This is a genomic window from Micromonospora sp. CPCC 205546 (assembly GCF_036902715.1).
In the GTDB taxonomy this organism is placed as follows: domain Bacteria; phylum Actinomycetota; class Actinomycetes; order Mycobacteriales; family Micromonosporaceae; genus Micromonospora.
The window spans coordinates 47,347-62,167 of record NZ_JBAKHL010000014.1 but is presented as its reverse complement, the minus strand read 5'-3'; the positions used below and the strand labels follow the sequence as shown (position 1 = coordinate 62,167).

Annotated in this window: 11 protein-coding genes; 8 read left to right on the top strand and 3 right to left on the bottom strand. The window is 71.6% G+C overall.

Annotated features, from left to right (window positions below):
* The first annotated feature begins 89 nt into the window (after nt 1–89).
* The 8 genes from V6U77_RS10130 (at nt 90) to V6U77_RS10095 (ending at nt 10,191) form a co-directional block, all read left to right on the top strand.
* Nucleotides 90–1,079, top strand: coding sequence for an ABC transporter substrate-binding protein (locus V6U77_RS10130; protein ID WP_334605997.1), 990 nt, complete (start codon nt 90–92; stop codon nt 1,077–1,079).
* A gap of 88 nt (nt 1,080–1,167) precedes the next feature.
* On the top strand, nt 1,168–2,709 hold the full coding sequence (locus tag V6U77_RS10125; RefSeq protein ID WP_334605996.1) for a sugar ABC transporter ATP-binding protein: 1,542 nt from the start codon (nt 1,168–1,170) through the stop codon (nt 2,707–2,709).
* Nucleotides 2,706–3,776 (top strand): ABC transporter permease, encoded by a 1,071-nt coding sequence (locus V6U77_RS10120; protein WP_334605995.1) that lies wholly within the window; start codon nt 2,706–2,708, stop codon nt 3,774–3,776. The genes V6U77_RS10125 and V6U77_RS10120 overlap by 4 nt, the downstream gene beginning before the upstream one ends.
* Nucleotides 3,773–4,765 carry a galactofuranose ABC transporter, permease protein YjfF gene (yjfF, locus tag V6U77_RS10115; protein WP_334605994.1) on the top strand — a complete coding sequence of 331 codons (993 nt, stop codon included), beginning with the start codon at nt 3,773–3,775 and terminating at the stop codon, nt 4,763–4,765. Before V6U77_RS10120 ends, yjfF begins: the two co-directional genes overlap by 4 nt.
* A 23-nt stretch (nt 4,766–4,788) precedes the next feature.
* Nucleotides 4,789–6,291 carry an L-arabinose isomerase gene (gene araA / locus V6U77_RS10110; protein ID WP_334605993.1) on the top strand — a complete coding sequence of 501 codons (1,503 nt, stop codon included), beginning with the start codon at nt 4,789–4,791 and terminating at the stop codon, nt 6,289–6,291.
* Nucleotides 6,292–6,564: 273 nt separating this feature from the next.
* Nucleotides 6,565–7,554, top strand: coding sequence for a LacI family DNA-binding transcriptional regulator (locus V6U77_RS10105; RefSeq protein ID WP_334606030.1), 990 nt, complete (start codon nt 6,565–6,567; stop codon nt 7,552–7,554).
* Between the two features lie 528 nt (nt 7,555–8,082).
* Nucleotides 8,083–9,135: a S1 family peptidase gene (locus V6U77_RS10100; RefSeq protein WP_334605992.1), complete on the top strand. Its 1,053-nt coding sequence runs from the start codon at nt 8,083–8,085 to the stop codon at nt 9,133–9,135.
* Between the two features lie 162 nt (nt 9,136–9,297).
* Nucleotides 9,298–10,191 carry an SGNH/GDSL hydrolase family protein gene (locus V6U77_RS10095; protein ID WP_334605991.1) on the top strand — a complete coding sequence of 298 codons (894 nt, stop codon included), beginning with the start codon at nt 9,298–9,300 and terminating at the stop codon, nt 10,189–10,191.
* A gap of 247 nt (nt 10,192–10,438) precedes the next feature.
* Here the strand turns inward: V6U77_RS10095 and V6U77_RS10090 are convergent, their stop codons facing one another.
* The 3 genes from V6U77_RS10090 to V6U77_RS10080 all read right to left on the bottom strand — a co-directional run bounded on the left by V6U77_RS10090 (nt 10,439) and on the right by V6U77_RS10080 (nt 14,531).
* The gene (locus tag V6U77_RS10090; RefSeq protein ID WP_334605990.1) at nt 10,439–11,266 is read right to left on the bottom strand and encodes an SDR family oxidoreductase; all 828 of its coding nucleotides are present in this window, start codon (nt 11,264–11,266) and stop codon (nt 10,439–10,441) included.
* 201 nt (nt 11,267–11,467) lie between these two features.
* Complete coding sequence (locus tag V6U77_RS10085) at nt 11,468–12,415, bottom strand: GNAT family N-acetyltransferase (protein WP_334605989.1); 948 nt, start codon at nt 12,413–12,415, stop codon at nt 11,468–11,470.
* Nucleotides 12,416–12,539: 124 nt separating this feature from the next.
* The gene (locus V6U77_RS10080) at nt 12,540–14,531 is read right to left on the bottom strand and encodes an acyl-CoA dehydrogenase family protein (protein ID WP_334605988.1); all 1,992 of its coding nucleotides are present in this window, start codon (nt 14,529–14,531) and stop codon (nt 12,540–12,542) included.
* Between the last annotated feature and the right edge of the window lie 290 nt (nt 14,532–14,821).

Genomic DNA, 14,821 nt, shown 5'->3' with positions numbered 1-14,821 from the left:
CACGTTCCCTTCCCACACCTTCCCCGCCACCACGTCGGGGCGCACGCCCGCAGGCCAGCGTCCCGATCACCGCACCCCGAGGAGAACCGATGAGGACCAGGAGAACGGTACGCACCCTTGTCACAGTCGTCGCCACCGTGCTGCTCACGGGCGGCGTGGCGGCCTGCGGCAACAGCGACACCGGCGGCTCCGCCGACGACGGCAAGATCACGCTGGGCTTCTCGCAGGTCGGCGCGGAGAGCGGCTGGCGGACGGCGAACACCACCTCGATCAAGGAGGCCGCGACGCGGGCGGGGATCGAGCTGAAGTTCGACGACGCCCAGCAGAAGCAGGAGAACCAGATCAAGGCGATCCGCAACTTCATCCAGCAGAAGGTGGACGTCATCGCCTTCTCGCCGGTGGTGGAGTCCGGCTGGGACACCGTGCTCAAGGAGGCCAAGGACGCCGGCATCCCGGTGATCCTCACCGACCGCTCCGTCGACTCGGCCGACAAGTCCCTCTACAAGACCTTCCTCGGCTCGGACTTCGTCAAGGAGGGCCGCCTCGCCGGCGAATGGCTGGTGGAGCAGACCAGGGGCGCCAGCGGCCCGGTGCACATCGTCGAGCTGCAGGGGACGACCGGATCGGCGCCGGCCAACGACCGCAAGGAGGGCTTCGCCCAGGCGATCGCCACCAACCCGAACCTGAAGATCGTCGCCTCGCAGTCGGGGGACTTCAAGCGGGCCGACGGCAAGCAGGTCATGGAGCAGTTCCTCAAGGCCAACCCGAAGATCGACGTGCTCTTCGCGCACAACGACGACATGGGTCTGGGCGCGCTGGAGGCGATCACCGCGGCCGGCAAGGTGCCCGGCAGGGACATCACCATCATCACCATCGACGCGGTGAAGGACGGCATGCAGGCCCTCGCGGAGGGCAGGTTCAACTTCATCGCCGAGTGCAGCCCGCTGCTGGGGCCCCAGCTGATGGACCTGGCTAAGAAGGTCCACGCCGGCGAGGAGGTGCCCGCCCGGATCGAGACCGAGGAGACCACCTTCACCCAGGAGCAGGCCAAGGAGGCACTGCCCAACCGCAGGTACTGACCGACGCCGGGGTCGCCGTCCGCTGACGGCGACCCCGCCTCGTCGCTGGCTCCTTCGTGCCGGCACTATCCAGAAGAGGTCCGATCAGATGACGGGTAGCCGTCCGGTCCTGACCATGACCGGGATCAGCAAGACCTTCCCCGGCGTACGCGCGCTCCACGACGTCGACTTCAGGCTGTTCCCGGGCGAGGTCCACGCCCTGATGGGCGAGAACGGTGCCGGCAAGTCGACCCTGATCAAGGTGATGACCGGCGTCCATCCCATCGACGAGGGCGCCGTCGTCCTCGACGGTGAGCAGGTCAGCTTCAGCGGCCCGATGCAGGCGTCCGCCGCCGGTGTGAGCACCGTCTACCAGGAGGTCAACCTCTGCGCCAACCTGTCGGTGGCGGAGAACGTCTTCATCGGTCGGGAGCCTCGCCGTCTCGGCGCGATCCGCTGGGGCGAGATGCGCCGGCGGGCGCGGGAACTGCTCGCCCGGCTGGACCTCGACGTCGACGTCACCGCGCAGCTCGGGGCGTACTCCCTGGCGGTGCAGCAGATGGTCGCCATCGCCCGCGCGATCGGCGTGCGCGCCCGGGTGCTGATCCTGGACGAGCCGACCTCCAGCCTGGACGCCGGTGAGGTCGCGCAACTGTTCCGGATCATGCGGCAGCTGCGTGACGAGGGCATCGCCATCCTGTTCGTCACCCACTTCCTCGACCAGGTCTACGGCATCGCCGACCGCATCACCGTGCTGCGCAACGGCGCCCTGGTGGGGGAGTACGTGACCGGGGAACTGCCACAGTTGAGCCTCGTCGAGAAGATGATCGGCAAGGAGCTCGACGTCCTGGAGCGCCTCGACGAGCAGCAGAAGCGGGCCCCTGCCGTCCGGTCCGACGCGGCCCCGCTGGTGGACGCGTCGGCGCTGGGCCGCAAGGGCGCGGTCGCCCCCTTCAGCCTGCGGATCCACGCCGGTGAGGTGGTCGGGCTCGCCGGCCTGCTCGGCAGCGGTCGCACCGAGGTGGCGCGCCTGCTGTTCGGTGCCGACCGCGCCGACCACGGCAGGGTCGTCATCGACGGCGGCGGGACGCAGTTGCGCCACCCGGGCCAGGCCATCGACCGCGGCGTCGGGTTCTGCTCCGAGAACCGCCGCGCGGAGGGCGTCATCCCCGAGCTGTCGGTGCGGGAGAACATGATCCTCGCGATGCAGGCGGCCCGCGGTTGGCTGCGGCCGATTCCCCGCCGCAGGCAGGACGAGCTGGTCGAGAGGTACGTCCAAGCGCTCAGCATCCGGCCGGCGAACCCGGACCTGCCGGTGCGCAACCTCTCCGGCGGCAACCAGCAGAAGGTGCTCCTGGCCCGCTGGCTCATCACCGAGCCGCGGCTGCTGATCCTCGACGAGCCCACCCGTGGGATCGACATCGGTGCGAAGGCCGAGATCCAGAAGCTGGTGGTGCGGCTCTCCGACGACGGCATGGCGGTGCTGTTCATCTCCGCCGAGCTGGAGGAGGTGCTGCGGCTGAGCCACCGCGTCGCCGTGATGCGTGACCGGACGATGGTCGCCCAACTCGACAACGACGACACGCTCGACGCCGACCGCGTCATGCGGACCATCGCCCGTGGCGCCGGCAGCACGGAGGCGATCCGATGAACGCCGTCGCCGAGCGCCTCCGTCCGCTGACCGGCCACCGCCTGTTCTGGCCGGTACTCGTGCTGGTGGTCATGATCCTGGCCAACACGGTCCACCGGCCCGGCTTCCTCTCCGTCGAGGTCAAGGACGGGCACCTCTACGGCACCCTGGTCGACATCCTCCGGCTGAGCGCACCGCTGATGCTGGTCGCGCTGGGCATGACCCTCGTCATCGCCACCGGAGGCATCGACCTGTCCGTCGGATCGGTCTGTGCCATCAGTGGTGCCATCGCCTGCCTGCACATCAGCCAGGCACCCGACCAGAACAGCCCGTCGACCGTGTTCACGGCGCTCGCGCTGGCCTTCGGTGCCGCGCTCGTGCTCGGCGCCTGGAACGGGGTGCTGGTCGCCGTCGTCGGGATCCAGCCCATCATCGCCACGCTGATCCTCATGGTGGCCGGCCGGGGGCTCGCGCAACTGGTCACCGAGGGGCAGATCATCACGATCAATTCCGGTGCGTACCGGGCGATCGGGCTCGGACACCTCCTGACCCTGCCACTGGCCGTCTTCGTCGCACTCGCGGCGGCCCTGCTCATCGCCGCCTTCACCCGCCGTACCGCGCTCGGCCTGATCGTCGAGTCCGTCGGCGGCAACGCCGAGGCGAGCCGGCTGGCCGGCATCCGCTCCGGCCGCGTCATCTTCCTCGTGTACGTGCTCAGCGCCGCCTGCGCCGCGGTCGCCGGATTCATGATGACCGCCAACGTCTCCAGCGCCGACGGCAACGCCGCCGGCCTCTGGGTGGAGCTCGACGCGATCCTCGCGGTGGTCATCGGCGGGACGTCCCTCGCCGGTGGCCGGTTCTCCCTCGGCGGCACCGTCCTCGGCGCGTTGATCATCCAGACCCTCACCACCTCGGTCTACGCCATGAACATCTCGCCGCAGACGGCCCTGCTGTTCAAGGCGGTCGTCGTCGTCGCCGTCTGCCTCATCCAGTCGCCGGCGTTCCGGGCCAGGTTCAGCCGCCGCCGTGGCGGAACCACGCCCGGGCCGGCGGCGCCGCGGCGGGAGAAGGAGCAGGTGGCGGCATGAGCAGCACGTCCCTGACCACCGGCCGCGCCTGGCGGCCCCGGGTGCCCCGGCGGCACGTGCCGGTCCTGGCCACCCTCGCCCTGCTGCTGGTCATGTACGGCGTCGGCGTGTCCCAGTACCGGGCGTTCTCCAACGTGCAGGTCGTCTTCAACGTCTTCATCGACAACGGGTTCCTGCTGGTCGTCGCGGTCGGCATGACCTTCGTGATCCTCACCGGCGGCATCGACCTGTCGGTCGGCTCCGTCGTCGCGATGACCGCGATGGTGTCGGCGTCGCTGCTCCAGGACGGGCTGCCCGCGGCCCTGGTGCTGGTCGTCGCGCTGCTGATCGGCCCGACCCTCGGCTTCCTGATGGGCTGCGCGATCCACTTCTTCGAGATCCAGCCGTTCATCGCCACCCTCGCCGGGATGTTCTTCGCCCGGGGCATGTGCACGTTCATCAGTGACGCGTCGATCCCCATCACCGACGGGTTCTTCACGGCCGTGTCGCAGGAGCGCATCGGCGATCCCGGCGGGAACTTCGTGTCGATCAGCGTGCTGATCGCGTTCGCGGTGGTGCTCGTCGCCGCCTACGTGCTGACGTACACCCGCTTCGGCCGCAACGTGTACGCGATCGGCGGCAACCCGCAGTCGGCGCTGCTGATGGGCCTTCCGGTGGGCCGCACCCGGATCGCCGTCTACACGGTCAGCGGGTTGTGCTCTGCCATCGGCGGCATCCTGCTGTCGTTCTACACGCTCTCCGGGGCGCCGCTGATCGCCGTCGGCATGGAACTCGACGTGATCGCGGCCGTGGTCATCGGCGGCACCGTGCTCACCGGCGGGTCCGGCTACGTGTTCGGCACCGTGCTCGGTGTGCTGGTGCTCGGCGTGATCCAGACCCTGATCACCTTCGACGGGAGCCTCAACTCCTGGTGGACGAGGATCGTGATCGGTGGCCTGCTCTTCGCCTTCATCCTCCTGCAGCGCCTCATCGGCATCCGCTTCAAGTGACCGCCCTCCCGGAAGGCAATTGCATGGCAACCCAACCTGAACCCGAGGTCTGGTTCCTCACCGGCAGCCAGGGCCTCTACGGCGCGGACACCCTCCGGCAGGTCGCCGACCAGTCCCGGCAGATCGCCGCGCAGCTCGACGGCTCGCCGGGGATCCCCGTCCGCGTGGTCTGGAAGCCGGTCCTGACCTCCAGCAGCGACATTCTCAACGCGTGTCGGGACGCCGCCGTGCAGGGCGCAGTCGGGGTGATCGCCTGGATGCACACCTTCTCACCGGCCAAGATGTGGATCGCCGGCCTGGACGCCCTGCGGACGCCGCTGCTGCACCTGCACACCCAGGCCAACGTCCTGCTGCCCTGGGACGAGATCGACATGGACTTCATGAACCTGAACCAGGCCGCGCACGGCGACCGCGAGTTCGGCTTCATCCAGACCCGCCTCGGCGTGGCCCGCAAGACCGTCGCCGGGCACGTCAGCGACCCCCGGGTGACCGCCCGGATCGGCGCGTGGGCCCGGGCCGCGCTCGGGTACTCGGCGCTGCGGTCGCTGCGGCTGGCGCGTTTCGGTGACAACATGCGCGACGTCGCGGTGACCGAGGGCGACAAGGTCGAGGCGGAGCTTCGCTTCGGCGTCTCGGTGAACACCTACGGCGTCAACGACCTCGTCGCGGTCGTCGACCAGGTCGCTGAGGCGCAGGTCGACGACCTGGTCAAGGAGTACGACGACACCTTCCGGATCGACCCGCAGCTGCGCCAGGGCGGAGCGCGGCACCTCTCGCTGCGCTACGCCGCGCGTCTCGAACTGGGCCTGCGTGCGTTCCTCGACGAGGGCGGCTTCCGGGCCTTCACCACGAACTTCGAGGACCTCGGCGGCCTGCGCCAGCTCCCGGGCATCGCCGTGCAGCGCCTCATGGCCGACGGCTACGGCTTCGGCGGGGAGGGCGACTGGAAGACCTCGGCGCTGCTCCATTCGCTCAAGTCGATGACGGTCGGGGTCGAGGGTGGGACGTCCTTCATGGAGGACTACACCTACGACCTGACGCCCGGCGACGAGCTGGTGCTCGGCGCCCACATGCTCGAGGTGTGCCCGACGATCGCCGGCGACACCCCCAGGGTGGAGATCCACCCGTTGAGCATCGGCGGGCGCGAGGACCCCGTCCGGTTGGTGTTCGACGCCGCGCCCGGTCCGGCGGTGGTCCTCGGCCTCGCCGACATGGGGGACCGCTTCCGTCTGGTGGCCAACGAGGTCGACGTGGTGGCGCCGCCGTACCCACTGCGTCGGCTGCCGGTCGCGCGGGCCGTGTGGCGGCCCCGCCCGCACCTGGCCGGCTCGGCGGAGGCCTGGATCACCGCCGGCGCCCCCCACCACACCGTGCTGTCCCAGGCGGTGGGCGTCGAGGAGCTGCACGACCTGGCCGAGATGACGCGGACCGAACTGCTCGTCATCGACGAGCACACCGACCCGCGCCGCTTCGCCGACGAGATCCGGTGGAACCAGGCCTACTACCGGCTGGCCCGGGGGTTCTGACCCGCCCATGCGTCGCTGGTCCCGGTGATCCTCGCCGTACCCCGGGGGAGGCGGTCCGGCGACGCCGTGCCGGACCGGTGGGCTCAGCCGTGCTCTGGGCGACCGGACGGCTGGCGTAGACTGCTGACGTTCCAACCTCGGTCACCCGGCACACGTCGCCGTGGCGGATGGGAGGGCGGATTCAGCACCACGAAGGCCGCTCCCGTCGACGTCGACGTGCGCGATCGCCGACGGGCAGGCGGGGAAGGTGAGGCGGCCGTGCGTAGTCCCGCGATGACGGACGTGGCCCGCCTCGCCGGCGTCTCCCACCAGACGGTCTCCCGGGTTCTCAACGGGCACCCCAACGTGCGCGAGCAGACGCGGCTTCGGGTCCAGGCGGCGATCGCCGAGCTGGGCTACCGGCCCAACCGGGCCGCGCGGGCACTGGTGACCGGCCGGTCCCAGGTGATCGGTGTGGTCGCGCAGAACACCACCCTCTACGGCCCGGCGTCGCTGCTGGCCGCGCTGGAACAGGCGGCCGCCGAGGCGGGCTTCGCGGTCAGCGTCGGCAGCGTGAGCGACCTGGACCACCGGTCCATCTCCGCGGCGGTGGAGCGGCATCTCGCGCACCGGGTCGCCGGCATCGTCGTGATCGCGCCGGTGGAGTCGGCCGGGGAGGCCCTCGAACGACTTCCCCAGGACGTGCCCCTGGTCACCGTCGACGGTGACCCGCGCCGGCCGATTCCGCTGGTGACGGTCGACCAGGCCGCCGGTGCCCGGGCCGCCACGCAGCACCTCCTCGACGCGGGGCACCGCACGGTCTGGCACGTCTCCGGCCCGCCGGACTGGTTCGACAGCGCGGGCCGGATCGAAGGATGGCGGGAGGCCCTGCAACTGGCCGGCGCCGAGGTGCCGCCGCTGGTCCCGGCGGACTGGTCCGCGGCGGCCGGCTACCGGTGCGGGCAGATGCTCGCCCGGATGCCGGAGGTCACGGCGGTCTTCACCGCCAACGACCACCTGGCGCTCGGCGTGCTGCGGGCGTTGCACGAGCACGGCCGGCGGGTGCCCGACGACATCAGTGTGGTCGGCTTCGACGACGTGCCGGAGGCGGCGTACTTCATTCCGCCGCTGACCACCGTGCGGCCCGACTTCGCCGCGGTCGCCCGGGCGAGCCTGGACATGCTGCTCGCCCAGATCGAGTCGCCCGTCGCCGGCCCGTTGCGGCAGACGGTCGCACCGAGCCTGGTCGCCCGCCGCAGCGTCGCAGCACCACCGCGCCGCTAGGACTCCACCCCGGCCCGGAGACCGTCGCCCGCTCCGGTCGCGGCGGGCGAGGCTCTCAACCCTGACGCGCTCTGGGCCCTGACGCCGTGACCGACGGGCGCTCTCTCGCGCCGCGGTGGTCCCGACGTCGAGTGTGCGCTCGTGCGGTCCCGCCGGGGCCCGACGGCGTCCGTCGGCGGTGCCGGTCGGAGGACCGCCGGACCGGCGTCGGCAGCCTCGGCTCCTCGAAATCTGCCTTGTCCCGCCATGCGGTCGTCGGGGTGACCGGAGTTGGTCCGGCGGGTCGCGGGCCGGACTTGCTGACCTGCGAATGGTCGACGAATACCCCCTAATCGCCGCAGGCGCCACTCGTCGGGCTGTCCGGACCCAAGGTATGAGAAGCGGCTTAGTCCGGCCAACCATCACTCTTGCAATCAATATGAGACCTATGAATACTTCGACGCCTCCGGTCGGGTGGCCCCCACCAACCGATCGGGTGCCCGGGGCTACCTGAAAGGCAGCCCGTGCTCAGCTCCATGGAGGTACCACATGCGACTCTCCGGGTCTCCGCTGCGCCGCGTCACCGCACTGTCGGTGGCCGGGGCGCTGGTCGTCGGCACGCTGACCAGCAGTCCCGCTCAGGCAGCACCCGCTACGCCCGCCTCGCCAGGTCAAGCCACCGCGCTCGCCGCCGCACTCGGCGACCGCTCCGGTGGGGCGTACGCCGGGGCCGACGGCGCCATGGTCGTCACGGTGACCGACGACGCCGCTGCCCGCAAGGTCCGCGCGGCCGGCGCCACCCCGAAGCTCGTCACCCGCGGTGCCGACGACCTCGCCCGGGCCACCGCCGCCCTGGACAGCGCCGCGCGGGTGCCGGGCACCGCATGGTGGACCGACCCGGCGACCAACCAGGTCGTGGTCTCCGTCGACAGCACGGTGACCGGCGCGAAGCTCGAACGCGTAAAGGCCGTCGCCGAACGGCTCAACGGCACCGTCCGCATCCAGCGGGAGTCCGGCACCCTCAGCACCCGGGCCGCCGGCGGCGAGGCCATCTACGCCGAGGGCGGCGGCCGCTGCTCGTTGGGCTTCAACGTCCGCAGTGGGGACACCCACTACTTCCTCACCGCCGGGCACTGCACCGACATCACCGCCAACTGGTACGCCGACTCCGGGCAGGGCAACCTGCTCGGCACCGGCGGCACCGGCAGCTTCCCCGGTGACGACTACGGCCTCGTGCGGCACACCGACCCGGCCGCCGCCGACGGCAGCGTCTACCTGTACGACGGCACCACCCGCGACATCACCGGCGCGGCCGACGCCTTCGTCGGGCAGTCGGTGCAGCGCTCCGGCAGCACCACGGGTCTGCACGGCGGCGCCGTCGAGGCGACCGACGCCACGGTGAACTACGCCGAGGGCAGCGTCAGCGGCCTGATCCGCACCACGGTCTGCGCCGAGCCCGGCGACAGCGGCGGCGCGCTCTTCAGCGGGAGCACCGCCCTGGGCCTGACCTCGGGTGGCAGCGGCAACTGTTCCTCCGGCGGGACCACCTACTTCCAGCCGGTCACCGAGGCGCTGAGCGTCTACGGAGTGGAGATCGTCTGAGAGACGGCACAGCAGCGGGGCCGCCGGACGCACCGGCGGCCCCGCCGCCGTGTCCGCACCGACTCGCATGCGTCCGCCGCGAACAATCGCCATCGATATTGACGTTCGACGACGGCGCGGACAGAATCACGGCACCCACCATGATCCCCTCTGGGAGTTGCCATGACCCGTCCCCGCCTGCCGCTGCTCGCCGCGGCCGGCCGGCTGGCCGCGTTCGCCGCGGCCACCGCCGGTGTGCTGTTCGCCTTCGCCGTGCCGGCCAACGCCGCCGCACCCACCGGGCGCTACGTCGCGCTGGGTGACTCGTACACCTCCGCCCCGCTGGTGCCCACCCAGGTCGACCTGAACTGCCTGCGCTCCAACCGCAACTACCCGTCGCTGGTGGCCGCCTCCGCCGGCTCGTCGTCGTTCGCCGACGTGAGCTGTTCCGGGGCCACCACGGAGGACATCCTCGTCGGCGGCAACGGCGCACTGGGCATCTCGTTGCCGCCGCAGCTCAGCGCGGTCACCCCGGACACGAGCCTGGTCACCGTGCAGATCGGCGGCAACGACATCGGCTTCTCCGGCATCATCGGCGACTGCGCGGAGGCGAGCCTGAAGAGCCCGCTCGGCTCCCCGTGCAAGAACCGGTACACCGCCGGTGGCGTGGACCAGCTGCAGGCCAGGATCGCCGCCACCGCGCCGAAGGTGACCGCCGTGCTGCAGGCGGTCCGCCGGGCCGCCCCGGGTGCGCGGATCGTGGTGCTCGGGTATCCGGCGATCCTGCCGGACAGCGGCTACGGCTGCTGGCCCGTGGTCCCGATCGCCTACCAGGACGTGCCGTACCTGCGTGGCGTCCAGAAGTCGCTGAACAGGATGCTCGCCGACACCGCGGCGGCGAACAGCGCCAGCTACGCCGACGTCTACGCCCCGTCGGTCGGCCACGACACGTGCAGGAGCAGCAGCACCCGGTGGGTCGAGGGGCTGGTCCCGCAGAACGCCGCCGCCCCGTTCCACCCCAACGCCCGGGGCGAGCAGGGCATGGCCAACGCCCTGCTGGCCAACCTCAACAACTGACCGGCAACACCAACGGCGGGGAAGGAACGCGCTCTGCGCCGGGGCCGGGCGGCGGCCACGAGGGCTGCGCCCGGCCCACGCGCCGGACGCGGGTCGCACCGCTGACATAGGCGGGGCGGCGGGCGCTGCCCCGCCGGCCGGCGCGGGGGGGGGGCGGCCGCCCCCGGCCGGGCCGGCGGGCCGGACGGGAGCCGCACCGCCACCTCGCGCGCAGGGCTCCGCGAACTCGAGCGACTCCGGGCCGGTGTCACGCGAGGGTGTGGTGGCCCGCCTTGACCACCTGGTCGTACTCGCTGCGCCGGGCGTCGTAGGCGGCCTCCAGGAAGGTCTCCGAGTCCGGTCCCACCGGCAGCCGCAGCGGCGGCGACTCCATCTGGCCGAGCCGCCAGACCACGTCCGCGAAGAGCGCGGGGGAGTTCACCTCGATCTTGGTGTTCATGCCGCGCAGCGCGCCGAGCAGGCCGTCGCTGACGGGCGTGTAGTCCGCTATCCGGTGCTGCGGCATGACCAGATTGGCGCTGTAGCCGGTGGCGAAGCCGCCCGGCTGCAGGATGGTGACCTTCACCCCGAGGTGCCCGGCCTCGGCGGCCAGCGACTCGGCCGCCCCCTCCATCGCGAACTTGCTCGCCGTGTACGCGGCCAGCCCGGGGAAGGGGACCACACCGGCGACCGAGCTGACGAAGACCGCGTGCCCGCGGCGCTGCGCCCGCCACACCGGCAGTACGGCCCGGGTGAGCCGCCACGGCCCGAACACGTTGGTGTCGAACTGCGCGGCGAGTTCCGCGTCGGAGACCTCCTCGAAGGTGCCGAACTGCCCGTAGGCGGCGTTGTTGACCAGGACGTCGACCCCGCCGAAGGCGTCCACCGCCCGCTCGACCGCCGCCGCGCACTGCGCCGGATCCCGTACGTCCAGGGCGGCGGCCACCACGTTGCCGGGATGCCGGGCCACCAGTTCGTCGAGGGTCTCCGGCCGCCGGGCCGTCGCCACCACCTGTTCCCCCTCGGCGGCGAGCCGGGCCGCGAGGGCCCGACCGAGTCCGCTCGAACATCCTGTGATCAACCAACGCTTCGCCATCGCTCCTGACCTGCCCCTTCCGAAGGGTCACCCATCGGAAGCAGAGTGTCAGGAACGCCGCCGCCGGTGAAGGGACACCGACTGTCACCAACCGGATTCGTCGGGTACCCGGCGCACGGCCGGGCGCTGCTCGACCGCCCCGGCCCCGGCCCCGCCGACCTCAGCGGCGGGGGCGACGGGCGTGCCGCGCCGACGACACGGTCAGCCGGCGACGGTGCGGTGCAGCCGGAGGAAGGACTCGGTGAATCCCAGTGCCGGCCAGGTGCGCGACGCGAGCAGGTTCGTGACCCGCCAGTCGGTCACCACGCAGCCGAATCCACTGTCGACGGCCCAGTCGACGACGGCCTCGCCGAGTGCCCGGCCCACGCCCCTGCCGCGCGCCTCGGGAAAGACCGCGGCGAAGCCGAGGAATCCGGCGTCGTCCGGGCGGGCCAGGCTCAGATGCGTACTCGACCTCTCCAGAGCGCATCCGATGGCCGAACCGACCACGCGGCCGTCCGACTCGGCCACGAACGTGGCGAATCCGGTGTCGGCGATGCCCTCCTCCCACTCGGCCAGGTTCTCCTCGACGGTCGACAGCACGCCCGGGGAGAACGTCGGGGACGACCCGTGCTGCCGGGGAAGTTCGATGTCGAGTTCGGCAAGTGCCGGGATGTCCGCACGAACGGCCCGACGCACCGACAGCCCGGCGACGTCGGTCCGCGTCCGCGTCCTGACCGCAGGCCTGATGCCGTGCGCCTGCTGCTGGCCGAAACCGAGTCGGAACCAGGCCCGGACGAGGTCGGCGTCGTACGCCGGCACCAGCACGTAGTGGGCCGTCCGGCCCTCTCCGACCCATCGGGTGGCCGCCGCCGCGTACAGGTCCCGCATCACCTCCGCGTCGGTCACCGCCTGCCCCGCCGCTTCCACCCAGATGTTCGGCCCCCACACCGACGACGACTTCGGGGAGCCGAGGACGAAGCCGACCGGGGCGCCATCGCGCAGTGCCACCGCACCCGATGCCTCGGTCGTCTCGAACGCCGCGGTCAGCTCGCGCCGCGCGGCGTCGACCTCGCAGAACCGCGCGGACAACAGCGGCTCGGCCATCCTGTGCCGGCGATGCCGGTCGGCCAGCAGCACGCCGCACGCGGCCAGATCATCGGATTCCATCGGCCGTACGCTGACTCGGGACATGTCCCAGGACGGTACCCACCGGCCCGTCGGTCGGCATCGGATTTCCGGGGCGGGCAGCGACCGGACACGTCGCCGCGGATCTGCCGCGACGCGTCCCGTTCTACGCCGGCACCGCCTGCGGCTCACCGGCGGCGTCGTGCGCGGCCATGGTCTCCTGCCGGCGGGGTTCCTCGCGCAGGATGGCGCAGTGCAGCCACGCGTCGGGGATGGCGAAACCGTCCACGAGGGTCCGCATGTGCGGGCGCAGCTCCTTGAGTAGTCCGTTCACCACGCCGGTGATCGCCTTGCTGCGGGCCGGCGTGAGACGGCCGTGCTCCAGGAACCATCCCTTGTCGGCCTCGATGACGCTGAGCGCGTACAGGTCACAGACCCGGGACAGCAGCGCCTGGACCGCCGGGTCCGGGGTGTCCTCGATGCCGGCGACGAACGCCTCCAGGGTGACCCGGTCGACGTGCGCGGCCGCGACGGCGAGGACGTGGTCCTGGACGTCGTTGAAGATGTCGAAGGGGCGGTCCTTCTTCGTGGCCGCGCCGTTGCGCAGGCGGCGGACCGCGCCGTCGAGGAGGTGCCGCTCGCGGTCCTCGAAGGCCTTGAGCTGCCAGCCGCGGTCGGTGACGGCGACCTCCTCGTCGCGGCCGGGCACGGCGCTGATCAGCCGCTCGATGAGCGACCGCGCGGCGGTGCGTTCGAGCATCATCTCGCGGACCTGTTCGGCGACGAAGGAGGCGCGTCCCCAGCCGTCCAACGAGCCGAACTCGTCCCGGTAGCCGGTGAGCAGCCCCTTGGCCACCAGCTGCAGCAGCACCGTGTTGTCGCCCTCGAAGGTGGTGAAGACGTCGGTGTCGGCCTTGAGGCTGGGCAGCCGGTTCTCCGACAGGTAGCCGGCGCCGCCGCACGCCTCGCGGCACATCTGGATGGTGCGGGTCGCGTGCCAGGTCTGCGCGGCCTTGAGGCCGGCGGCCCGGGACTCCAGCTCCCGTTGCCGGTGCTCGTCGACCGGCCCGTCGCCGCCCTGCACGTCACTGAGCGCGGCGACCAGTTCGGCCTGGGCGAAGTGCAGGGCGTACGTGGTGGCCAGCGCGGGCAGCAGCTTGCGCTGGTGGGCCAGGTAGTCGTTGAGCAGCACCTCCCGGTCCGCGTCGGGCGTGTCGAACTGGCGGCGGATGTCGCCGTAGCGCACCGCGATGGTCAGCGCCGACTTGGTGGCCGCCGACGCCGCGCCGCCCACGCTCACCCGGCCCCGGACCAGGGTGCCGAGCATGGTGAAGAAGCGCCGGGAGTCGCTCTCGATCGGGCTGGAGTACGTCCCGTCCTCCGCGACCTGCCCGTAGCGGTCCAGCAGCATGTCCCGCGGCACCCGGACGTGCTCGAAGCTGAGCCGCCCGTTGTCGACGCCGAGCAGGCCGGCCTTTGGCCCGGCGTCACCGATGCTCACGCCGGGCATCGCCTCGCCCTGCGCGTCGCGGATCGGGACCAGCCACGCGTGTACGCCGTGCCGCTGTCCGTTGGTGATCAGCTGCGCGAAGACCACGGCCATCCGCCCGTCCCGGGCCGCGTTGCCGATGTAGTCCTTGCGGGCCGCCTCGTGCGGGGTGTGCAGATCGAAGGTCTGCGTCCGCGGATCGTACGTGCAGGTGGTGCGCAACTGCTGGACGTCGGAGCCGTGGCCGGTCTCGGTCATCGCGAAGCAGCCGAAGACCTCGCCCGCGACGATGTCCCGCAGGTAGGCGTCGTGGTGTCGCCGGGTGCCGAGGGCCGCGACCGCGCCGCCGAACAGGCCCCACTGCACGCCTGCCTTGACCATCAGCGACAGGTCGACCTGTGCCAGCATCTCGCTGGACACGATCGAGCCGCCGACGTCGGACCTGCCGCCGTACTCGGTGGGGAAGGCCGACGCGATACCCAGCCCGACGGGGAGCTCGGCGAGCAGCCGGGTGATCCGCTCCCGTGCCTGGTCGCCGGTCTCGCCGTACACGGGCAGGAAGCGGGCGTCGAGGTGGTCCCGGTGGGCGTTGCGTACCTCGGCCCACGGTCCGTCGAGCACCTCCCGCAGGCGGGCGAGGTCGATGGGGTCGGACGCGTGATCGGGCATGGTCACCCCTCGAAATAGCGGCATATGGGTACAGTCCGTACCCGATCAAGAGTACCGGCCCGTCACCGGGGCCCGCCGAGCAAGACCGCGGTGAGACGGAACACGCGTACCCGCGGCCCGGCGTCGTGGGCGTACGCGGCGTCGATCGGCAGTAATTGTCGTGGGGCGGATTCGCGATCCCGGGCAGGCGTCGAAGTCGCACCCGATGAGCGGATGTCGTCGCCCAGCGCGTCGAGTGCCCGCCGAAAAGGAACGTCGGTCGAAAGGGCGTTCCCGAGCCGATCGAGCCT